The sequence below is a fragment of the Micromonospora sp. NPDC000442 genome (assembly GCF_042898635.1).
Taxonomy (GTDB): domain Bacteria; phylum Actinomycetota; class Actinomycetes; order Mycobacteriales; family Micromonosporaceae; genus Micromonospora.
Map to the genome: position 1 here is coordinate 417,095 of NZ_JBIAYZ010000002.1, position 20,649 is coordinate 437,743.

Consider the following 20,649-nt stretch of genomic DNA (forward strand, 5'->3'; position numbering starts at 1 on the left):
TCGCCGTCGCCGTCGCCAACATATGCGTACATCGCAATAAGAGCAACTATCCTAGCCGGCCCTGCCCCGCGATCTTGCACTTCCGGTCGCCGAGATGCACCTTTTCACCACTTCTGAGGGGACAAGAAGTGCAAGATCGCGAGCGGGGGGCGGGCGGGCTCGGGGAGGAGGGGTGTTTGGGTGGGTAGGCCGGTCAGTCAGCGGGTGCGCCGGTTGGCGCGCAGTGCGCCGAGGATCACCTTCGGTGTGGCCAGCGAACTCGGGTGCTTCCGCATCGAGACGACGTCGTTGAACCGGCGGGCGGTGGCCACGTCGGTGACGGTCGCCGCGACGATCTGCCGGCTCACCCAGCTGGAGAACCGGTAGCCACGTGGGTAGGGGCCGTCGACGTGCGGCAACGCCAGGTCGGCCGAGGTCGAGATCGACCAGGCGGCGTCGACCACGATCTTCTGGAGGGCGAAGAAGTGGCGGGCCGGCAGACCGAGGTCCGGACCGGGCCGCAGGTAGTGCGAAAGGCAGGCCGCGTGCAGCGCGGCGGCGGTGATGCCCTGCCCGTACACCGGGTTGAACGAGGCGACCGCGTCACCGACGCCGACCAGCCCCGCCGGCAGCCGGGTCACCGCGTGGAAGTCCCGACGCCGGCTGTCGGCGTGCCGGTAGGTCTGCACGTCGCCGAGCATCTCGCTGTCGGCGACCGTCGCGAACTCCGGCGGGAACTGCTCGCGCAACCGGCGGACGAAGTCCTCGGCGGTACGGCCGGGCCGGTTCTCTCCGTAACCGGCCATCATGGCCATCCACCGACCGTCCTCGATCGCGAAAAACGCGGCACCAGCGACATCCACGGACGTCGTCGGGCTGTGCAGCGCCAGCACCACCGCGTGCTCGGGGTTCGCCTCGGGCCGCCGGAACAGGGCGGTCGCGTAGTTGAGGTGCACCGTCATCCGTCGCAGTGCCGGCCGCTCCCACCCGGCCTCCGCCAGCCAGTCGGACAGCCGGCTGGACCGCCCCATGGCATCCACCACCAGGTCGGCGTGCTCGACACCTGGCGAACCGCCGACGTCGTATCGGACGCCGCTGGTCACCGGACCGTCGAACACCAGCCCGGTGGCCCGCGCGGTGAGCGTCTTGACGTTGGGCAGTCGCAGTACCTGCTGCCGGATCAACGACTCCAGCAGCGGTCGGCTGCCGGCCAGGCTGTCGGCGTCGTCCGGTACGACGACCTTCAGCCGGCCGTCGAGGTAGTTCCGCCGGGCCGCGGGCGGGGCCTCGATCGCCCCCTGCGCCAGGGCCTGTTCCCGGAACCCGGGGAACATCTGCTCCAACTGGAGGAAGCCGCCGGGCAGCAGGGCGTGCAGTTGGGTCCCCTGTGGTACGCCCGGTCGTCCACCGGTGGCGTGCAGGTCGTCCCGATCGATGATCACCACACTGTCGGCATGTTCGGAGAGCACCCGGGCGGCCAGCATTCCGGCGATGCTGCCGCCGATCACCACCGCCTTGCCCATGACAGGGGACGCCTGGTCGGGCGGTCGCACCGCGTTCAGTGCGGCGAGGACCCGAGCCGGAGAGAGGGACATGGTGCTCTCCAAAGGGTACGAGGTGTGGCGCCTTTCCGCCTGCCGGCCAGTGACCGGTGCTCGGGCAGACCGACGGAGCCGGGCGGTCGGCATGACGCCCAACGATCGTTGCACAGGGAGGGAACGCAAACGACGATCCGTCCCGGTGCCCGGTCACCTCCGCACCCGGCGGGCTCAGCTCCGGGCGGCACCGTCCGGCGCCGGTTCCCGGCGGGCACCAACCCGGTTGACCAGGTACCCGAAGGCGGCGGCTGTGAAGAACATGACGATGCCGTAGACGGCGCCGGGAATCGCCATCTGGGTGCTGTTGAGCAGCGCCGGGCTGAGCGCGATGGTGATGGCCAGGGTGCTGTTGTGGATGCCGATCTCGAACCCGGCCGCCTTGGCGGCGCTGCGCTCGACCCCGGCCAGCCTCGGCACCCCGTACCCGATGCCGAGGCTGAGCAGGTTGAACGCCAGCACGGCCAGTCCGACGGAGACGAAGTAGTCGGCGAGGTTCTCCCGCTCACCGAGCACGGCACCGGCGATCACCGCCACCAGGACCACCACGGACAGCACCCGGACCGGGCGGTCCAACCGCTCGGCGATCCGGGCCGACCGGGCCCGGATCAGCATCCCGACGGCGACCGGGACCAGCACGATCGCGAACACCTGGAGCACCTTGTCGAACTGCAACCCGATGCTGCGCGCATCGCCGAGGAGGTACGCCGCCGACAGGTTCACCACGATCGGCAGGGTGAACACGGCCAGCACCGAGTTGATGGCGGTCAGGGTGATGTTCAGGGCCACGTGCCCGCCGAAGAGGTGGCTGTAGAGGTTGGCCGTGGTACCGCCCGGCGAGGCGGCCAACAGCATCATCCCGACCCCCAGTTCGGGCGGCAGGTCGAAGGCGAGCACCAGGCCGAAGCAGAGCGTCGGCAGCAGCAGCACCTGGCACACCAGCGCGATGACGGCGGCCTTCGGGTGCCGGGCCACCCGGCGGAAGTCGCCGGTGGTCAGGCCGAGACCCAGACCGAGCATGATGATGCCGAGGGCGACGGGTAGTCCGATCAAGGTCAGGGCGGAGTCCATGACAGAACATCGTTACTACCTGGTAACGCACTCGCAATCCTCCATGTGGCCGGGGTGGCCGCTTCCCGCGCTCAGAACTGGACGACCCGCCCCACCCGGGGCGGGGTACGGCCCGCGAGCACGTCGAGCCAGGCCCGCTCCAGAGCGGCCGGGCCGGTGCCGAGCTGGACGTCGAGCCATCCGCCCACCACCTCCGCGAAACGCCACCAGGCTTCGGCGAAGCGCCGGTCGAGCCCGTCGCGACCCCAGTCCAGGCGACGTTTGCGCATCTGCACCGGGGCGAAGAAGACCTCTCCGGCGGCGTCGGCACTCGGGATCTGGTTGGTCAGACCGACCGCGATGTCGCGGACCAGCCGGTCGCCGAGACGCCGCCGCAGGGCGGCCCGGGTCGCGGGCGCACCCGACAGGTCGAGGTAGGCGGCCGGCTCCTGGTCTAGGGCGGCGATCCCGTCGTACGGCAGCACCTCGTCGTAGCAGCCGAGCGAGCGGGTGAACTCCAGGTTGCCGGGCGAGGTGAGCCCGATCAGGCGCGGGCCGCGCCCGCGCAGTTCGACCGCGGCGGCGTACGCGGTCTTGCTGGACGCCGACGAGAACACCAGCGACGTCGCGCCGTAGCAGTCGTTGTCGATGACCTGGTCGGCCAGCATGAAGGAGGTGAAGAAGAGGGGCCGGAACAGGATCAGCAGGTCCTCGTGGTCGGCCCGGTACGCCGGGTCACCGTCGGTCGAGCGGTACCCGTTGTACGGCGAGGGCAGCTCGGCCCGGTGCGCGCTTCCGTCCCGGAACCCGGAGGCGTCCACCCTCGACGGCCGCACCACCAGGTGCCCGGCCGGCGGAAGATAGCCGTACACCCGCTGCCCCACCTCGACCTCGGCGACGGTCGAGGCGACCACCTCGGCGAACCCCCACAACGGTGGCAGCCCCCACCGCCCGCCCAGCCCGTACCGGTCGGCGGGGAAGAACTCCCAGTACCGCATCGACTCGCCGAGCACCGCGTAGGTGACGTTGTTGGCGGTCAGTCCGACGCGGTCCACGCGCAACAACGCCTCGCCGTCGGACAGCTCCGGCACGGCCCTCTCCACCAGCGTGGTGCGGCTCAGCTCGGCACGGTCCACGGCGAACGTCCAGGAGGCAGCCATGCTGGAGACGCTAGGCAGCCGGAGCCGCCACGACAAGATGCACTACTAGTGCAAAATCCCACTCCTCGCCGGCACCGCACAACCTTTCCTGGCGGCCCGGGGTCTTCCTGTCATGAACGATGCCCAGACAGGGCTGGGGGGCACAGGTGACCGATGACGGCTTCCGCGAGTTCGTCGAGATCCGGTACACGGACCTGATCCGGACCGCGTACCTGCTGACCGGTTCCCGGCACGCGGCCGAGGATCTGGTGCAGATCGCGCTGATGCGGGCGATGCGCCGGTGGCGGCAGGTGGACGAGCCGATGGCGTACGTCCGCCGGATCATGGTCAACGAGAGGACCAGGCTCTGGCGGCGGTTCGGCTCGCGGGAGTTTCTCGCCGGTGTCACCGGTTCCTGGCGGTCCCAGACCGAGCCCGGCCGGGACATCGCCCACGATGTCGCGGTCCGCGACGAGGTGCTCGCCGCGCTGCACCATCTGCCACCCCGGATGCGCGCGGTGCTGGTGCTGCGTTACTGGGAGGACCTCTCCGAGAGCCAGGTTGCCGACGTGCTCGGATGCTCGGTCGGCACGGTGAAGAGTCAGTCCTCGCGGGCACTCGCCCGGCTGCGGGCGGTGTTGCCGGCAGCACCGTCCCGGCCGATGACGTCGCAACGAGCGGCACCGCAACGGCGTGTCGGAGAGGGTTCGCTGGCCGCGGTGGCGGACGTGTCGAGAAGGAGAGACCCGAACGATGGCCGATGAGATCAGGCAGGCACTGGCCCGGCTCGCCGAACCGGTGGTGCCACAACCCGACCCGTACCAGCGGTTGCTCGGTCGCGTACGGCGACGCCGGCGGCGACAGACGGCGGTGACGGGCGTGGCCGCCCTGGTGCTGGCCGCGGTGGTCATACCGCCGGTGGGTTTTGTGAGCCTGCTGAGGACCGACGAGTCCACGTTGGCCGCGGCGGCGTACCAGCCGGCGAGTCCGATCGGCGATCCGATGGTGCGGCGGCTGCTCGATTCACCCACGCGCGGCAGTCTGGCCGGCGACACGGCGCTGATCGCCACCATCGAACGGGAGTACCGGGCCGCCCGCGCCGACCTCCTCGTCGATCCGTCGTTGGACGACGTGCGGGTGCTGTTCGCCCACGACGTGCCGGGTGCCCGAGTGGTGGTGGTGGCCTACCTGAACGACTCACACGCACTGCTACGCCATGCCAGCGGCCCGCAGGGCGCTTCCGTTCCGGAACTGCTCGACCGGACCGGGACGCCGGACGAGCCGCAGGAACTGACTCCGTACCTGTTCATCGGACGGCACTCCCTCGCGGACGGCGACCACACCGCCGATCTCGCGGTCGGCCTGGCACCAGCCGGCTGTCAAGTGGAGACCTCCCACGACGGTCGGCTCCAGCCGAGCGGCTCCGTCGTTCGCTCCTGGCAGCCGGTGGGCACCGACGGCTTCGTGGTGCAGGCGGCGGATGATCCGGCCGGACGGTGGCAGTTCAGCTGTGACAGCGTCGTGCGGTATGCGGGACCGGCGGTCCGGATCGGCCTACGGAGGAACCTGACGATCACGGATGCGCAGAGCACCGACCTCGGCAGCACCGCCGTCCGAGAACTGCGCGCCGCGCTCGACGGCGAAGGACTCACCGGCTCGGCGCCCGAGGTGCTCTGGACCGGTCGGTTGCCCACCTGGGTTCCCAACGCGCCGGCAGCCGTCCTGGTCCGGTCCTGTTCGGCCGACGGCGGTTGCGCCGCGCTGCTCAAGGCCGATGCCCGTGCGCTTGCGTCATCGGACCAAGCGGTTCCGCCCGACCGGACGGGCATCGGTAGCGCCGTCCTGGTCGCCGTGCCGTTGCCGGGCGAGACCGCCGGTGTGCTGGTGGCCGGGCCGGAGTCGGCGACGCGCGCCGAGCTGATCGACGCGCGGGGGTCGACGCTGGCCGAGGGTCCGCTCACCGACGGGATCGGCGTCTTCGAGATCGGCCATCGCAAGGTTGCCGGGGTGAAGGTCTTCGACAGTGCCGACCAGCTCCTGCTCAGCACGGCCACGCCGCACCTCGTCGCCGACAGCAACCAGATCGCTGAACCGACGGTCTGGGCCTGGTGACGCTCGCACCGAAACCATCAGTTCGGGGGCACGCCGCCGGTCGGGCCGGTGCGGCTACCGGGTCGCCATGCGACGGGTCAGCTCGGCCGCCCGGTACGCCGCGACCCGACTGGCCTGACCGGCCACGAAGCGCCGCAGCAGCGCCGGTGCGTCGGCGGTGACCCGTTCGTCGACCCGGGTGCCCTCCGGTACCGGGGTCAGCTCCACCACCGCGCGCAGGGAAACCCAGCCCGGGCTGCGCACCGCGCTGACCAGCGGGCCGTGCGGCGGCGTCGACACCATGCGTACCCGGATGCGGTTGTCCCACCGCAACGGCCCGACCAACCGGAACCGCTCGACGGCGACGTACTCGACGACCGCGCGGCCCTCGGCGTCGTGACCGTGCCGCACGTCGTCGACCGCCACGATCAGCGGCGACAGTCCGATGTAGCTGCGCGGATCGGCCAGGTGCGCGTACACCACCTCCGGCGGGGCCGCGACGGTGCAGGTCGTCTCGAACGCGATCGGCGGCTTCCGGTCCTCGGGCACGCCCCATGGTGGCACGCCGGCGGCGGGACCGTGTCCCGCCGCCGGCGTGCCCGGCCGGTCAGGACGGCGGGGTCGCCTTCGCCAGCCCGCGCTCGACGGCGGCGATGAGCTGCGGACGCAGTTCCTCGGGCCGGATGATGGCGTCCACCGAGCCGACCTCGACCGCACGCTGGATGCTGTGCACGCCGTCGAACTCGGCGGCCACCTCCGCCAGCTTCTCCGCCCGCACCGACGCGCGCACGTCCATCAGTTGCGTCACCAGCGCCGCCCGCTGCCCGCCGCTCGCCGCCGCGACCCGGGCCTCCAGCTCGGCCACCCGGGCATCCTTGGCGGTACGGGCGTCGACGTCACCGGCGAACACCACGGCCGCAGCCGGTGCGCCGCCGATGACGGAGGCGAACGAACCCGCCACGGCGAGGACCGTCATGTTCGGGTTGAGCGCCTTGGAGAAGACCACGAACGCGCCACCGTGGTACCGCGAGATCACGCAGAAGACGATCGGTCCGTCGAAGTTGACGATCGCCCGGCCGATCTCCGCGCCGTACTCCAGCTGCAACTGTCGCATCGACTCCGGCGAGCCGTCGAAGCCGGAGAGGTTGGCCAGCACCACCAGCGGCCGGTTTCCGCTTGCCGCGTTGATCGCTCGGGCGGCCTTCTTCGAGGAACGCGGAAAAAGCGTGCCGGCGGTGTAGGTGTCCGGCCCGTCGGTGGGCGGGAACCCGCGCCGGGGCACCGAGCGGGACTCGATGCCGAGCAGGCACACCGGGATGCCGCCGAGGTGCACATCCTGCACGACCGCCGTCTCGGCGTCGGCCATGCCCGCCCAGCGTTCCAGGACCGCGTGATCCTGGTCGGCCAGGGCCCGCATCAGCGTACGGATGTCGAACGCCTTCTTGCGGTCGGGGTTGCGCTCCCGGGAGAAGATCTCGCCCACGGTGGTGAAGTCGCTGTCCGGCATCGCGTGCGGGTAGTCGGAGATGTCGCGGTCGACCGGGTCGGTGGTGACCGCCCGGCGTGGCCTGCTCTCGCCCGGTGCCACGTAGGCGTGGTCGTGGTACGCCATCAGGACCTGGTGGGCACCGCGCAGGTCCGGCGCCCAGTACTGGGCCTGACCGTTGGGGCCCATCACCCGGTCGTAGCCGCCGATGCCGAAGTTGTCCTCGGCGGACACCCCACCGGAGAAGTCCAGCGACTGCTTACCGGTCAGCACCATCGCCGAATCCGGGGTCATCACCAGGATGCCCCTGGTGTGCATGAGCATCGTGGCCTCGGCGTTCCAGTACGGCTGGGCACCCACGGTGATCCCCGCGACGACGATGTTGATCTCACCACCGGCCTGGGTGAACTCGACGATCCGCTTGAGCGCGGCGGCCACCCAGTCCATGTTCTCGGTGCCCGAACTCATCGAGATCCGCGCGCCGGCCGACAGCGCGAACCAGTCGACAGGTACGCGCATCCGCTCGGCCAGGTCGAGCGCGGCGATCACCCGGGCACACTCCGGCTCGGCCAGCGCACCCAGCGCCCTGGTCGGATCGCCGAGCAGCACCACCCGGGTGACACCCTCCGGATAGCGCTCGGTGGGCGTGCTCGCCACACCGACGACGATGCCCGCCCGGTTCTGCCCCTTCGGCCGCTGCACCGGAACCAGTTCGCCGGAATCAGCCAGGTCGTACTCGACGAAACTGCCGTTGCGGCCGGCCAGCATCTCGGTCAGCTCGTACGGATAGGTGGTGCCGCGCCGCCGAGCCGACAGCACCTTCTGCCGGTAGTCGTCCAGCGGCTGGATCAGCTCCGCCGTCGGCTCGGTGACGGAGATCCGCATCCCCTCGTCGTAGGAGATCTGCACCGCGATGTCGATCAGCTCGCCGGTGTCCTCGTCCCGCTGGCGGCCGAGGAACAGCACCTCCTCCAGCCCGGCGTCCGCCGTGATCGGCAGCACCCGCTGGGCGACGGTGTTCAGCTCCTCGATGCTCAGGTCGTTGGGGGGCCAGACGAACAGGGTGATCCGGTTGGTGTCGAACCGCTTCTTCGCCGGGCGCTGCGCCTGTACCTTGCGGATCGCGTCGAGGCAGGCGTCGAGCGCGCCCTCGATCGCGGGCAGCGCCAGGATCCGGCCGTCGGTGTCGCGCAGCGGGGTGAGGTCGCGTACCTGGGCCATCGCGGCCAGCCGCTCGTCGGCCGGATTGTCCGGCGCGACACAGTGGAAGAGGTACACCTCCTCATCGGCCGAGGGCAGTCGGGTCAGCTCGAACTTGCGCAGCCGGGGCAGTTGCAGACGCTGGGCGATCAGCGGGTGCAGGCCCCGGATCACCCGGTCCTCGCCGAGTTCGGGCCGGAAGGTGAAGTGGTGGTGCATCTCGGCGCCGTTACGCCCGGCCACCGAGACCGTCACCCGCTGGAGCACGTCCAGCAGGCCAGCCTGGTCGAGCACCTCCCGCAGGGTCGCGGCCATCGCCTCCGCGTCGGGCTGCTCGGCCCAGGTCAGGTACACGTCGGCGACCGACGGCGCGCGATCACGGCCGGGCTCCAGCGGAGTCGGGCCAGCATCGTCGCCGCCCGCTCCGGCCAACGCGGCGACCTTCGTCAGGGTCGCCGGCAGCCCGGCGAAGTCCGTGGCCGCGGCGACCAGGCGGAAACGTTCGCCGTCGCGGTCGTACCCGGCGGTGAAGAACGACTGCCCCGCCACCTCGACGGCTCGGGCGTCGCTGGCGCCACGGCTGCCGTAGTAGCGGCGGCTGAGCACCTCGAGCATCGGGCCGTGGTCGACGCCCGGTCGGCCGATGCGCTGGGCGAGCAGCCGGACCAACGGCTCGGGTGAGGCGACCATCGTCGCGATCCGCTCGGCCCGGTCGGCCGCGTCGGGGTTGCGGTCGAGATGACGCAGGTTGCCACGGACGTCGGCGTACACCTCGGCCCGCTTGCGTCGCAGCATCGGCTGCGCCGCCCAACGGAACACCACGCTGCGGGCGAGGTCGCCGACCACCGGGAACCGACGCTGGGTGGCGAAGATCAGGTGTTCCAACGCCTGACCGACCAGCTCGCGCAGGCTCTCGGCCGGCGGCGGTTCGGTCAGCCACCGTTGCAGGAAGGTGACGATCACCTTCACGTCGGCCGCCGCCCGCTGCTGCGCCAGGAAGATCCGGAAGACCGCCTCCTCCAGCTCCGGCGTACGTTCGAAGTCGTCGATGCCGTAGTGGGCGAGCACCCGGGCGAGGCGCTGGCGGAACGTCTCCGGCAGGGCGGCCCGCTCGACGTCGAGGCACTGGAGGTAGGTGTGGAAGTACTCGCGTGGGCTGTGCACGCGGGTGTCGGCCCTGGTCTCCTCGCCGGCCGGACGGTTGCGGCTGAGCTCGGACAGGTCGGCGAAGACCTGGAGCAGCTCGACCTCATCCTCCAGCGGCCGGTGTGGCAGCTCGGCCCGGGCGGCCAGGTAGGCGGCGAGGGCTCGGCGTTCGTCGCGCGGATCCAGGTCGTAGCCGAGCAGCAGGCTGCGCAGCTCGGCGATGCCCCGGGCCACGCGGTCCCCGGTGGACAGCCCGGTCGGCTCGGGCGGCAGTTCCAGGTCGACGGTCGTGGACTCGGCGGCCTCGCTCACGGTCCCGTCGCCGAGCGGTTCCAGGCGCAGCAGCGGTGCACCGGTCTCCACCTGACTGCCGACGGAGACCAGGCACTCGCGCACCTTCGCCGCGAACGGGGCGCGCAGCACGGTCTCCATCTTCATGCTCTCCAGGACCAGCACCGGCGCGCCGGCCTCGACCTCGTCGCCCACCGCGAGCGGGGTCGCGACGACAAGCGCGGGTGACAGGGAGCGCAGTACGCCGCCCTCGTCCCGGCTGACCCGGTGCGTGATGCCGTCCACCTCGACCAGGTGGATGGGCCCGTGGGTGTCGGTGACCAGCCGGAACCGCCGTCCGTTGACCAGGATCCGGCCGCTGTGCTCGTCGAAGCGCTCCAGCTCGACGTCCACCGTCGACGTGTCACCGACGCCGACCCGGAACCGGTGCGGGCCGGTCTGCGCGACGGAGACGCGGTAGGTTGCGCCGCGCAGCTTCAGGTCGATCGGCCGGCCGCTGGAGTGCTGGACCTGGGGACGGCCACCGTGCGCGGTGGAGAGCAGTCGCTGCCGCTCGACGTGCGCCTCGTCCTCGTACGCCTCGATGGCGGCGGCGGCCAGCGCCACGCCGGAGTGCCGGGTGGAGACCAGGCGACCCTGCGCGCGGACCCGGTCGATCCAGCCGGTGTCGGCACTGGCATCGATCACCTCGGGCTGGTCCAGCAGGTCGAGCAGGAAGCTCTTGTTGCTCGCACCACCCTCGATGATCACCGTGGTCTCGGCGACCGCGCGCCGCAGCCGGCTCAGCGCCTCGCCGCGGCTGCGGCCGTACGCGATGATCTTCGCGATCATCGAGTCGAAGTCGGCGGGAATCACGTCGCCCTCGCTGACCCCGGTGTCCACCCGCACGCCGGGCCCGCTGGGCAGCACCAGTCGCACGATCCGGCCGGGCGACGGCGCGAAGTCCCGGTCGGGGTCCTCGGCGTTGAGTCGGGCTTCGACGGCGTGCCCCGCCTCGGCCGGGATCCGGTCGCCGAGCCGGCCACCGGCGGCCACCTGGATCTGTGCCTTGACCAGGTCGAAGTCGGTGGTGGCCTCGGTGATCGGGTGCTCCACCTGCAACCGGGTGTTGACCTCCAGGAAGGCGAACATCCGGTCACCCGGGTGGTAGAGGAACTCGACGGTGCCCGCGCCCCGGTAGTCCACGGCCAGCGCGAGCCGCTCGGCCGCCTCCTTCAGCTCACGAGTCTGCTCGGCGGAGAGCACCGGCGAGGCGGATTCCTCGATCACCTTCTGGTTGCGTCGCTGCACCGAGCAGTCCCGTACGCCCAGCGCCCACGCGGTGCCCTGGCCGTCGGCGATCACCTGCACCTCGACGTGCCGCGCACCGGTGACCAGCCGTTCCAGGAAGACCACACCACTGCCGAACGCGCGTTGGGCCTCCAGGCTCGTGCGCTCGTACGCCTCGGCGAGTTCGGTGTCGCTGCGCACCACCCGGATGCCCCGGCCACCCCCGCCCGCGGTGGCCTTCAGCATCAGCGGGTAGCCGATCTCGGCCGCGGCACGCTGGGCCGCGGCGAGGCTCTCCACCGCGCCACGACTCCACGGCGCCACCGGGACGCCGACCTCCTCGGCGATCAGCTTCGCGCCGATCTTGTCGCCGAGCTTGCGCATCGCCTCCGGGCTCGGGCCGATGAAGGTGACGCCGTTCTTCTCGCACAACTCGGCGAAGGCCGGATCCTCGGCCACGAAGCCCCAGCCCACCCAGGCCGCGTCGGCGCCGGTGTCGTGCAGCGCCCGTTCGAGGACCCGGTGGTCCAGGTACGGTCGCGCCGACGCGGGCCCGAGGCAGTAGCTGTGGTCGGCCTCCCGCACGAAGGTGGCCGAGCGCTCCGCCTCGGTGTAGAGCGCGACGGTCTCGATCGGCGGGGCGTCGCTCTCGGCGTTGAGCTCGCGAACAGCGTGGATAAGCCGCATGGCGGCCTCTCCCCGGTTGACGATGGCGATGCGGCTGAACACCGAGCAGGCCTCCGGAAGATCGTCCCTGACAGGACGGGACTCACCCTCGGACAGGGGTCCCGTTGAACCAACCTTCGTGGCTACTGGCGGGTAAGGAAGACGTGGGAACTGCCACCTCCGGACAACGGATTTTGTCGGAAACCACCAAGGCCACCCTCCGACGCCGACTGCGGGTGGCCCGGATCACCCCGGACGAGCCTCGTCCGACCACGACGAGTCGAAGAGACAAACACCCTGCGTGGTGGTGACATCTCCCAAGATCATCTAACGTTTCCCTCGCGGACCTGGTGCTATACGGTCAGCGGGTGAGAGTTGAGCGTCACTGGTGGAACGGCGACCACACCCCGCGCGGACGTCGCGACGTCTACATCCGCACCGACGGCGAGTTGTGGGAGGTCGAGGCTCGGGCCGGCGGCGGCACCGGCCGCTCGAAGATCTACCCCTGCCCCGGCCGCAAGTCGGCGGAGATCCTGGCCGGGGCGTGGATGGGCGGCCAGAGCCGCTGGCGGGTCGTGGCGCCCTCCTGAGCCTCACCGGCGGCCTGCCCGCCGCCCGTCGGGTAAGCTGATCGTGCGACCCGCCTGACCGCGGGTCCGATTCGATGTCCCGGGCCCCGCGCCTTCGACGCGCCAGGCCACGGCCGGCACCGCAGCGCCGGGTGGGACGTCCCCTTCTACGTTCGGAGCCTTCATGGCGGCACGCCGCCCGCAGCAACAGACCACCCCGCCCACCCTCCCGACCTTCGCCGAGCTGGGCGTGCCCGCGGCACTCACCCGCGTGCTGGCCGCGACCGGGGTGGACCGGCCGTTCCCGATCCAGGCGGCCACTCTGCCCGACGCCCTGGCCGGTCGCGACGTGCTCGGTCGAGGCCGCACCGGTTCGGGCAAGACGTACGCCTTCGTCCTGGCCGTGCTCACCCGGCTCGCCGCCACCGCCGCGCCGCGCCGGCCCGGACGTCCCCGGGCACTCATCCTCGCGCCCACCCGGGAGCTGGCCACCCAGATCGACAGCGTGATGGCGCCGCTGGCCCAGGCACTGTCGCTGCGCACCATGACCGTCTTCGGCGGCGTGGCCGCTCGGCCACAGATCACCGGGTTGCGTGCCGGGGTCGACGTCCTGGTGGCCTGCCCGGGTCGGCTCGCCGACCACGTGCAGGCCGGACACGCCCACCTGGACGCCGTCGAGATCAGTGTGCTCGACGAGGCCGACCACATGGCCGACCTGGGGTTCCTGCCGACCGTACGCCGGTTGCTGGAGCTGACCCCGCGCGGCGGGCAACGGCTGCTCTTCTCCGCCACCCTGGACTCCGGCGTCGACGTGCTCGTCCGGCGTTTCCTCACCGATCCGGTGGTGCACAGCGTCGACTCGACCAAGTCGCCGGTCGCCGCGATGACGCACCACGTGCTGCACGTGCACGCCGAGGACCGGTTCGCCGTGCTGGTCGACCTGACCGCGGCGCCGGGGCGGACGGTGGTGTTCACCCGCACCAAGCGAGGTGCCAAGACCCTCACCCGCCGACTGGTCGCGGCCGGCGTGGCCGCGGTGGAGCTGCACGGCAATCTGGCCCAGGGTGCCCGCACCAGGAACCTCCAGGCGTTCTCCGACGGCACGGTGCGGACGCTGGTGGCCACCGACATCGCGGCCCGGGGCATTCACGTCGACGATGTGGCCCTCGTCGTGCACGCCGATCCACCCGTGGAGCACAAGGCGTACCTGCACCGCTCGGGGCGTACCGCGCGGGCCGGCGCGGCCGGGACCGTCGTGACGCTGATGACCGACACGCAGGCCCCCGAGGTGCGGGAACTGACCCGCAAGGCGGGCATCGCGGCGACCACCACCCGACTGCGCCCAGGGGACGCCCTGCTGCGTGAACTCGCACCGGGGGAACGGACGCTGGCGGTCGCGCCTCCCGTCCGGCCAACGGCCGCCCGACGGGAGGCGTCACCCGCCCCCGCAGGGCGGAGCCGGCGCGGTGGCAAGCCCGCCCAGGCGGGCTCGACCCGATCCGCTTCAGCCAGCTCGGGGCGGTCCGTTCCGGCCGGTTCAGGGCGGTCCGCCCCGGCCAGCTCGGCGCGCTCGGGTGCCGTCCGGTCCGGTGCGGCAGCCTTCTCCGCCCGGGCCCGGCCCGGCGGGCGTGGCGGCGGTCGCTGAGCGGCACCGCCGCCCGGGACGCTCCCGTCAACAATCCTGAGCAGCGCTTCCAAGAGCCCGCCGGCGATGCCGGCGGGTTTTTCTTGCGCCCCTCGAATACCTAGAACTACTATGCCTAATAGTTCTAGGTATTGGTGGTGGGAGAATCTCATGAAGGTCACCAAGGATCTCGTCGCCGCCTCGGCGACGCCGATGGTGCTCGGCATCCTGGCCGACGGGGAGAGCTACGGGTACGCGATCCTCAGACGCATCAACGAGCTGTCCGGCGGCGAGCTGGACTGGACCGAAGGGCTGCTCTATCCCCTGCTGCACCGGCTCGAACGGCTCGGTCACGTGGAGTCGAGCTGGCAGTCGGTCCCCGGCGAGCGGCGGCGCAAGTACTACCGCATCACCGACAGCGGCCTCGCCGAGCTAGCCGAGCAACGTCGCCAGTGGGACACCGTGGTGAGCGCGCTCAAGGCGATCTGGGTCGACCCCGGCGACGTACGGCGCTCGACGACGATTCCCCTCGGAGGTCTGGCATGACCGCGCCCAGCGGGCCGGACGGCAGCACGGCATCCACCGGCCCGGACGGCACGACCGCGCCAGGCGACCCCGAGGGCGCGACGATGGCGCCCGGCCAGGAAGGGTTGGAGGCCCAGTTCGCCCAGTGGCGTAACTACGTACGACGCCGCCCGGAGCTGCAACGCTCCGACGCCGAGGAACTGGAGGACCATCTTCGTGGCTCGGTCGACGAGCTCATCGCCGCCGGTCTGCGCCCCGACGAGGCATTCCTGGTCGCGGTCAAACGGCTCGGCGGCCTGGACGAGCTGTCCCGCGAGTTCGCCCGGGAACACTCGGAGCGGCTGTGGAAGCAACTGGTGCTCACCGGCGGCACCGACGACCCGGAGGCGGACAACCGGTCCCGGCACGACCTGATCGCGATGATCGTCTGCGCGGTCGGCGCGGCCGTGTCGATCAAGCTGCCGGAGCTGTTCGGCCTGGGTTTCCAACAGGACGGCGCCTTCTACGCACCCAACTTCGCGCTGTTCACGCTGCCCTGGCTGGCCGCGTACCTGGCCTGGCGTCGCCGGGCCGGCAGGGCGCTGATCGGGGTGATGGTCGCGTTGTTCGCGCTCGGTGCGGTGGCCGCCAACGTCTACTCCCTCGCGGAGGACTCCCAGTCGCTGGTGCTGACCACCATCCACCTGCCGATAGCCCTATGGTTCGTGGTCGGCCTGGCCTACGTCTCCGACGACCTGCGCTCGTCGCGACGACGCATGGACTTCATCAGATTCACCGGTGAATGCTTCGTCTACTTCGTCCTCATCGCCCTCGGCGGCGGCGTGCTGACCGCCTTCACGGTCGGCACCTTCCAGGCCATCGGGATCGACCCCGAGGGCTTCGTCTCGCAGTGGTTGCTGCCGTGCGGCGTGGTGGCCGCGGTGGTCGTGGCGGGCTGGCTCGTCGAGGCCAAGCAGAGCGTCGTCGAGAACATCGCCCCGGTACTCACCCGCCTGTTCACGCCGCTGTTCACCGCCGCGTTGCTGGCCTTCCTGGTCGCCATCGTCTGGACCACCACCGGCATCAACGTCGAGCGGGAAGCCCTGATCCTGTTCGACCTGCTGCTGGTCGTGGTGCTGGGGCTGTTGCTCTACTCGATCTCGGCCCGCGACCCGCTGGCCCCGCCCGGACTGTTCGACAGGTTGCAACTCGCCCTCGTGATCAGCGCGCTCATCATCGACGTGCTGGTGCTGTGGGCGATCACCGAGCGGATCACCGAGTACGGCACCACCCCGAACAAGGCCGCCGCACTCGGTGAGAACGTCATCCTGCTGGCCAACCTCGCCTGGTCGGCGTGGTTGATGCTGGGCTTCGTCCGCCGACGCACCCCGTTCGCAGCGTTGGAACGCTGGCAGACCGGCTACCTACCGGTGTACGCCGGTTGGGCCTGGATCGTGGTCCTGCTCTTCCCCCCGCTGTTCAGCTACCTCTGACCTGCCGCGCACCCCGAGCGGCCACCGGCTAGCACTGACGCCAATCGTCCGCGCCCGGTGGCCGCCTGCGCGCCGATCTTCCAGCTCCTGGCACCGGCAACCACTTGAAGCGCCTTCATGCCGATCGACCATGCAGTGAGTGCCGGCGTCTCAGCTGGTCGCGCCGCGCCAGGGATCGACGACATTGATCCCTGTGTCAGTGAAGTCCTTAGTGTTCCGGGTGGCGAGGGTGGCGGCCTGGACGCGGCAGATGGCGGCGATTTGGGCGTCGAACCCATCGATCGAGTGGCCTAGTTTCTCCCGCACCGTGACCACGTCGGCGTAGGCACCGGCTGCGGCGAGGTCGAAGGGCAGCACCTGGCGAGGAAAGGCGGCGAAGATCTCGCTGGCAGCCTGGTGCAGTGATTCCCGGCGCTGGCCTTCCGGCAGCCGCGCAATGCCGTAGCGGATCTCGGCGACGGTGACGGCTGTGGTGTACAGGCCGGTGCTCGAACTCTGCTGGAGCCACGCGAGCACCACTGGAGCGGGCTCGGCCCGCATGAGCTCGGAGACGACGTTGGTGTCGAGAACGATCATCATTCGGGCAGATCCGCCGCACGGGGGGCCGTGGAACGTGCCGGTAGATCCAGCTCGACCCCACCGAGTCTGGTGAATCGATCGGTGAGTGCGCTGAACAGGTCGTTTGCCGGCGCGTCCTCGGCAACTGCCGCAGTGAGTATGTCGCGAATCTCGGCCTCCATGGATCGGCCGTGTTGCGCAGCGCGGCGGCGCAGCTTGTCGCGCACGCTGTCGTCGAGATCTCTGATGCTGAGGGCTGCCATGCTGTTCCTCCCACCCACCCTAATGAGAGCAATGCTAGCATGGGCTAGCGCACGCTGGTCGGCGGGCCGAAGGCGACCGGCACCCCCGGTGAGTAGAGCACGCTTGTCGGTGGCCCCTGCGGTGGCGGCAGCCCGGCGGCGGTCACCAGCTCGTCGTCCAGGGCGAGCAGTTCCGCGTGGTGCAGTGGCCAGCGGGGATGCCAGTTCGGCAGGTGTCGGGTACGTCCGTACGCCCGGGTGTGCAGGCCCCAGCGCGCGGTGACGAAGTGCTCCAGCGGCGTCGGCTCGCCGATCGGCGCACCGACCCGGACCTCGATCCGGCTCGTCGCGCCGGTCGGGCCGGGCCAGCGGCGCCGGCACCGGTAGCTGAGTCGGTCGCCGTCGCGTTCCAGTCCCATCGCCGACCACATGTAGGGCAGCCGCAGGGTCGCCTGGGCGACCAGCACCGGCACCAGCCGGGACGCGTCGAGCGAGCGGAACACCACCGCCCGCCGGCCGGAGCCGTCCACGGAGTACAGCCGGACGTTGGTCTCCCAGAAGCTGCCGAAGTACGGTACGCCGGGCCCGCATCCGAGCCCCAACCCGACCATCCGGAAGCCGATCAGCCCGACGTAGGTCACTCCGTCGAGCGTGTCGGGGCGGGTGCCGGCGGGCAGCAGCGGCGCGACCCGCGCCGGCTCGACCGGCCAGTGCAGGAAGATCAGATCATCCCAGCGTTGCCGAAGGACCGCGCGGCGGAACCCCCGGGTGGGCGCGACGTCGACCGGCTCGATGTCCACGTACCGATCCTGCCGGATCGGCCGACGCCGCGGCACCCGGCGACGCCGGGGCGTCGATCTGCGGTCAGGTTCCGGGATGTCGGCTGCTCGCCCGGTTGCCGCCCGCCCGCTTCGCCGCGTACATCGCACCGTCCGCGTGCGCCAGGGTCTCCCCGAGGGTGTACGCGGAACCGCCGGCCACCCCGACGCTTACCGTCACCTGCCACGCCGCCATCCCGGCCACCGCGTCGACGGTCCGCTGGGCGACCTGCTCAGCGGCACCGAGATCCGCTCCCGGCAGGATCGCGACGAACTCGTCACCGCCCAGCCGGGCGACGAAATCGTCCCGGCGGACACTGGCCGCGACCATCTGCGCCACCGCCCTCAGCACGTCGTCGCCGGTGGCGTGCCCCAACGAGTCGTTGATGTCCTTGAACCGGTCCACGTCCACGATCAGCACCGCCACCGGATCGGTCCCGGCCGCCGTGGGAGTGGCCAGGCGTTCCAGGAAGCTGTCCAGGCCACGCCGGTTGGCCACCCCGGTGAGCGGGTCGATCCGCGCGGCCCGTTCGGCCCGCTCGTGCTGCCACCGCAGCACGTCGTACGACTGCATGGTCACCGCCGCGTGCAGCCAGCGGTGCCGCTGACGCCACAGCAGTTCCGCGAGCGCATCGCCGTAGGTGAGGCCCGGCAGCGCGTCGCGCGCCCCGTTCTTCGCCAGCAGCACCGCGTGCGTACGGTGGAGCGCCGCTGTGATCAACCAGTCGTTGTCGGGAGAGAGACCGGTCACCGCCTCCTCGATGACGCGCAGCGCCTCACCCGGCCGCCCGGACCGGCTGAGCGCGACGGCGTGGAACGGCCGGCACAGCAGTTGCTCCTGGTGTCCCTGTTCGACACCGTGCTCCTGCAACGACGCCAGTACCCGGGGGATGTCCTCCGCCGCACCGGCCGGGTCCTGGCGGTCGGCGCGGGCACACGCTGCGAACAGCGACGCGGAGAGCCGCCACACCTCCGCCTTGGGGCCGGAGGCTTCCGTCATCGCCCGCATCGCGTGCTCCTCGGCCACCGTGGTGTGCTTCTCCGCCTCGGCGACCTGACCCACCTGGTACAGCTCCAGGGCCCACATCAGGTTGAGTTCCGCGAGGTTGCACAACCACATCGCCCGGTTGCCGTTGTCCGGGTATCCGGGTCGGCAGGTCGTCTCGTACGCGGCCTGGAACTGGGGCGCCGCCAGTTCGTAGAGCCGCAGTTTGGCGTAACCGATCGCCAGCCCGGTACGGGCGTTGCCCTCGATCACCGGATCGGGTTCGCCGGCCAGCAGGGCCGTCTCGGCGCGGACGAGATCCCGCAGGACAGCCTCGATGTCGTACTCGGCGATGTCCTGGTCGCCGAGGCGAAGCCGCCGGTCGGCGCGCAGCGACAGCGCGCAGGAGCGCCACCCGGCGCTGTTCTCCCGCTCCGCGGCGACAAGCATCAGATCGGCGGCGGCGATCGCGGCGCGCAGGTCACCGAGTCGGGTCAGCGCCACGACGCGGGCGAAATGCATCGCCGCCGGACCGTCGCGCAGTTCCCCAGTCGGTTCCCGCAGCGCCGCGACCGCCTCCGCCAGCACCTGGGACGCGCCACCGGCCTGCGCCTCCTCCAGTAGCCGCAGGGCTCGGAGGGTCACATCGTCCATGCGGTCTCCTCCGCACCCGCCCAGGGAAGAACAGCCCGATGGTACGGTAATCAGCTCTCTTCGATAGCCTCCGACCGGTTCGGACTCCGCCCCAGCGGGCGCCAGGCAACGAGCGTGACGACCGCCATCGCCACCCCGGCGATCCAGAACGGTGTCGTGATGCCCCAGGTGACGGCGATCAGACCGCCGACGAGGGAGCCGACCGCCGCCCCGCCCAGGTCGAGTACCGCGTACGCGCTGCCGACCCGCCCGAGCAGCCGGGACGGCACCAGCCGTTGACGCAGCGACGCGACGGTGACTCCCCAGACCATGCCGTGCGCGCTGAAGACGACCAGGACGACCACCACGACCCAGACTGCCGTGGCGGTCGCCAGGATCAGGTGCGTGACCATCTCGATGACCAGCCCGGCGCGCAGCACCACGGTCCGCCCGAACGTCCGGACGAGGCGGGTCGCCACCGCCGTGCCAGCCAGCCCACCGACCGCGAACGCGGTGAGCAGGAAACCGTAGCCGACGTCGGAGACGCCCAGCCGCTGCCGGCAGTAGAGCACGAACACCGCGAACGCGGCGCAGAAGGCGACGTTGCCCACGCCCATGCTCAGGGCCAGGGTCCGCAGCAGCCGGTGCCGCCACAACCACCGCACACCCTCGGCGATCGAGCGGACGATCGATTCGTGCGCGGTGGCCACCGGAGCCGGCGCCGAGGCCGGACGGATTCCGGCAAGCAGCGCCGCAGCGGCCGCGAAGCTGAGGGCGGTGAGGCCGAACGGTGCCGCCGCTGAGATGACGAACAGCCAGGCACCCAACGGTTTGGCCACGAACTGGTTGCCGATCGTGAAGGTCGCGTAGAGCCGGGCGTTCGCACTCGGCAGCCGGTCCGGCGCGACCACCGACGGCAGCAGCGCACCCATCGCGGTGTCGGCAAGCGTCTCTGCCGTACCGAGCAGGAAGAGCACCGCGTAGAAGACAGCCACCGTGACGGTTCCGGTGGCGACGGTGAGGGCCAACGTGGTGAGGGCGACGGCCCGGGTCAGGTTAACCGTCACCACCAGGCGACGCCTGTCGAGCCGGTCCACGTAGGCACCACTGAGCAGGGCGAACAGCAACCAGGGCAGCTGTTGTACGAAGACGGCACCGGCGATCAGCGCCGGGTTGCCGGTGATCGAGGCGACCAGCAGCGGGCCGGCCGCCATGGTGATGCCGTCACCGACGTTGGACACCGCCGAGGCGGTCCAGAGTTTGGCGAAGTCCGCGCCCAGACGCGCGGATACCAGGGCACGCAAGAATGCT

16 protein-coding genes are annotated in these 20,649 nt (G+C 71.0%); 6 read left to right on the forward strand and 10 right to left on the reverse strand.

Features of this window, described 5'->3' with window-relative positions:
* Positions 1-197 precede the first annotated feature (197 nt).
* The 3 genes from ACFY2A_RS04595 to ACFY2A_RS04605 form a co-directional block, all read right to left on the reverse strand.
* Positions 198-1,574, reverse strand: a complete 1,377-nt coding sequence (locus ACFY2A_RS04595) for an FAD-dependent oxidoreductase (protein WP_387168370.1) — start codon at positions 1,572-1,574, stop codon at positions 198-200.
* 174 nt (positions 1,575-1,748) lie between these two features.
* Positions 1,749-2,645 carry a bile acid:sodium symporter family protein gene (locus tag ACFY2A_RS04600; protein WP_363919232.1) on the reverse strand — a complete coding sequence of 299 codons (897 nt, stop codon included), beginning with the start codon at positions 2,643-2,645 and terminating at the stop codon, positions 1,749-1,751.
* Between the two features lie 71 nt (positions 2,646-2,716).
* The gene (locus tag ACFY2A_RS04605; RefSeq protein ID WP_387168374.1) at positions 2,717-3,784 is read right to left on the reverse strand and encodes a DUF2855 family protein; all 1,068 of its coding nucleotides are present in this window, start codon (positions 3,782-3,784) and stop codon (positions 2,717-2,719) included.
* Positions 3,785-3,930: 146 nt separating this feature from the next.
* Here ACFY2A_RS04605 and ACFY2A_RS04610 point away from each other — a divergent pair, with 146 nt between their 5' ends.
* Complete coding sequence (locus ACFY2A_RS04610) at positions 3,931-4,527, forward strand: SigE family RNA polymerase sigma factor (RefSeq protein ID WP_387168377.1); 597 nt, start codon at positions 3,931-3,933, stop codon at positions 4,525-4,527.
* Positions 4,517-5,875 (forward strand): hypothetical protein, encoded by a 1,359-nt coding sequence (locus ACFY2A_RS04615; protein WP_387168380.1) that lies wholly within the window; start codon positions 4,517-4,519, stop codon positions 5,873-5,875. Before ACFY2A_RS04610 ends, ACFY2A_RS04615 begins: the two co-directional genes overlap by 11 nt.
* A 54-nt stretch (positions 5,876-5,929) precedes the next feature.
* Here ACFY2A_RS04615 and ACFY2A_RS04620 read toward each other — a convergent pair whose 3' ends face one another.
* Positions 5,930-6,403, reverse strand: coding sequence for an SRPBCC family protein (locus ACFY2A_RS04620; RefSeq protein WP_387168382.1), 474 nt, complete (start codon positions 6,401-6,403; stop codon positions 5,930-5,932).
* A gap of 58 nt (positions 6,404-6,461) precedes the next feature.
* Complete coding sequence (locus ACFY2A_RS04625) at positions 6,462-11,975, reverse strand: biotin carboxylase N-terminal domain-containing protein (protein WP_387168385.1); 5,514 nt, start codon at positions 11,973-11,975, stop codon at positions 6,462-6,464.
* Between the two features lie 305 nt (positions 11,976-12,280).
* Here ACFY2A_RS04625 and ACFY2A_RS04630 point away from each other — a divergent pair, with 305 nt between their 5' ends.
* From ACFY2A_RS04630 to ACFY2A_RS04645, 4 genes are all read left to right on the forward strand, one after another.
* Positions 12,281-12,502, forward strand: a complete 222-nt coding sequence (locus ACFY2A_RS04630) for a hypothetical protein (RefSeq protein ID WP_363919245.1) — start codon at positions 12,281-12,283, stop codon at positions 12,500-12,502.
* Positions 12,503-12,665: 163 nt separating this feature from the next.
* A complete protein-coding gene (locus tag ACFY2A_RS04635) occupies positions 12,666-14,126 on the forward strand; it encodes a DEAD/DEAH box helicase (protein ID WP_387168389.1) in 1,461 nt (486 codons plus the stop codon).
* Positions 14,127-14,276: 150 nt separating this feature from the next.
* Positions 14,277-14,651, forward strand: a complete 375-nt coding sequence (locus ACFY2A_RS04640; RefSeq protein ID WP_363919249.1) for a PadR family transcriptional regulator — start codon at positions 14,277-14,279, stop codon at positions 14,649-14,651.
* Positions 14,648-16,102: a permease prefix domain 1-containing protein gene (locus ACFY2A_RS04645; RefSeq protein ID WP_387168393.1), complete on the forward strand. Its 1,455-nt coding sequence runs from the start codon at positions 14,648-14,650 to the stop codon at positions 16,100-16,102. The genes ACFY2A_RS04640 and ACFY2A_RS04645 overlap by 4 nt, the downstream gene beginning before the upstream one ends.
* Positions 16,103-16,252: 150 nt before the next feature.
* Here ACFY2A_RS04645 and ACFY2A_RS04650 read toward each other — a convergent pair whose 3' ends face one another.
* From ACFY2A_RS04650 to ACFY2A_RS04670, 5 genes are all read right to left on the reverse strand, one after another.
* A complete protein-coding gene (locus ACFY2A_RS04650; protein ID WP_387168396.1) occupies positions 16,253-16,681 on the reverse strand; it encodes a type II toxin-antitoxin system VapC family toxin in 429 nt (142 codons plus the stop codon).
* Positions 16,678-16,923 carry an Arc family DNA-binding protein gene (locus ACFY2A_RS04655; protein ID WP_363919255.1) on the reverse strand — a complete coding sequence of 82 codons (246 nt, stop codon included), beginning with the start codon at positions 16,921-16,923 and terminating at the stop codon, positions 16,678-16,680. Before ACFY2A_RS04655 ends, ACFY2A_RS04650 begins: the two co-directional genes overlap by 4 nt.
* Before the next feature lie 44 nt (positions 16,924-16,967).
* On the reverse strand, positions 16,968-17,702 hold the full coding sequence (locus tag ACFY2A_RS04660) for a YqjF family protein (protein WP_387168399.1): 735 nt from the start codon (positions 17,700-17,702) through the stop codon (positions 16,968-16,970).
* A gap of 64 nt (positions 17,703-17,766) precedes the next feature.
* Positions 17,767-19,359, reverse strand: coding sequence for a diguanylate cyclase (locus ACFY2A_RS04665; RefSeq protein ID WP_387168402.1), 1,593 nt, complete (start codon positions 19,357-19,359; stop codon positions 17,767-17,769).
* Between the two features lie 50 nt (positions 19,360-19,409).
* The gene (locus ACFY2A_RS04670) at positions 19,410-20,642 is read right to left on the reverse strand and encodes an MFS transporter (RefSeq protein WP_387168406.1); all 1,233 of its coding nucleotides are present in this window, start codon (positions 20,640-20,642) and stop codon (positions 19,410-19,412) included.
* Positions 20,643-20,649: the final 7 nt, after the last annotated feature.

Excerpts from the sequence above, each read along its gene's own strand:
- ACFY2A_RS04600 (WP_363919232.1), bottom strand. The coding sequence starts at position 2,645 with ATGGACTCCGCCCTGACCTTGATCGGACTACCCGTCGCCCTCGGCATC.
- ACFY2A_RS04635 (WP_387168389.1), top strand. The coding sequence starts at position 12,666 with ATGGCGGCACGCCGCCCGCAGCAACAGACCACCCCGCCCACCCTCCCG.
- ACFY2A_RS04605 (WP_387168374.1), bottom strand. The coding sequence starts at position 3,784 with ATGGCTGCCTCCTGGACGTTCGCCGTGGACCGTGCCGAGCTGAGCCGC.
- ACFY2A_RS04640 (WP_363919249.1), top strand. The coding sequence starts at position 14,277 with ATGAAGGTCACCAAGGATCTCGTCGCCGCCTCGGCGACGCCGATGGTG.
- ACFY2A_RS04655 (WP_363919255.1), bottom strand. The coding sequence starts at position 16,923 with ATGGCAGCCCTCAGCATCAGAGATCTCGACGACAGCGTGCGCGACAAG.
- ACFY2A_RS04615 (WP_387168380.1), top strand. The coding sequence starts at position 4,517 with ATGGCCGATGAGATCAGGCAGGCACTGGCCCGGCTCGCCGAACCGGTG.
- ACFY2A_RS04645 (WP_387168393.1), top strand. The coding sequence starts at position 14,648 with ATGACCGCGCCCAGCGGGCCGGACGGCAGCACGGCATCCACCGGCCCG.
- ACFY2A_RS04665 (WP_387168402.1), bottom strand. The coding sequence starts at position 19,359 with ATGGACGATGTGACCCTCCGAGCCCTGCGGCTACTGGAGGAGGCGCAG.
- ACFY2A_RS04650 (WP_387168396.1), bottom strand. The coding sequence starts at position 16,681 with ATGATGATCGTTCTCGACACCAACGTCGTCTCCGAGCTCATGCGGGCC.
- ACFY2A_RS04595 (WP_387168370.1), bottom strand. The coding sequence starts at position 1,574 with ATGTCCCTCTCTCCGGCTCGGGTCCTCGCCGCACTGAACGCGGTGCGA.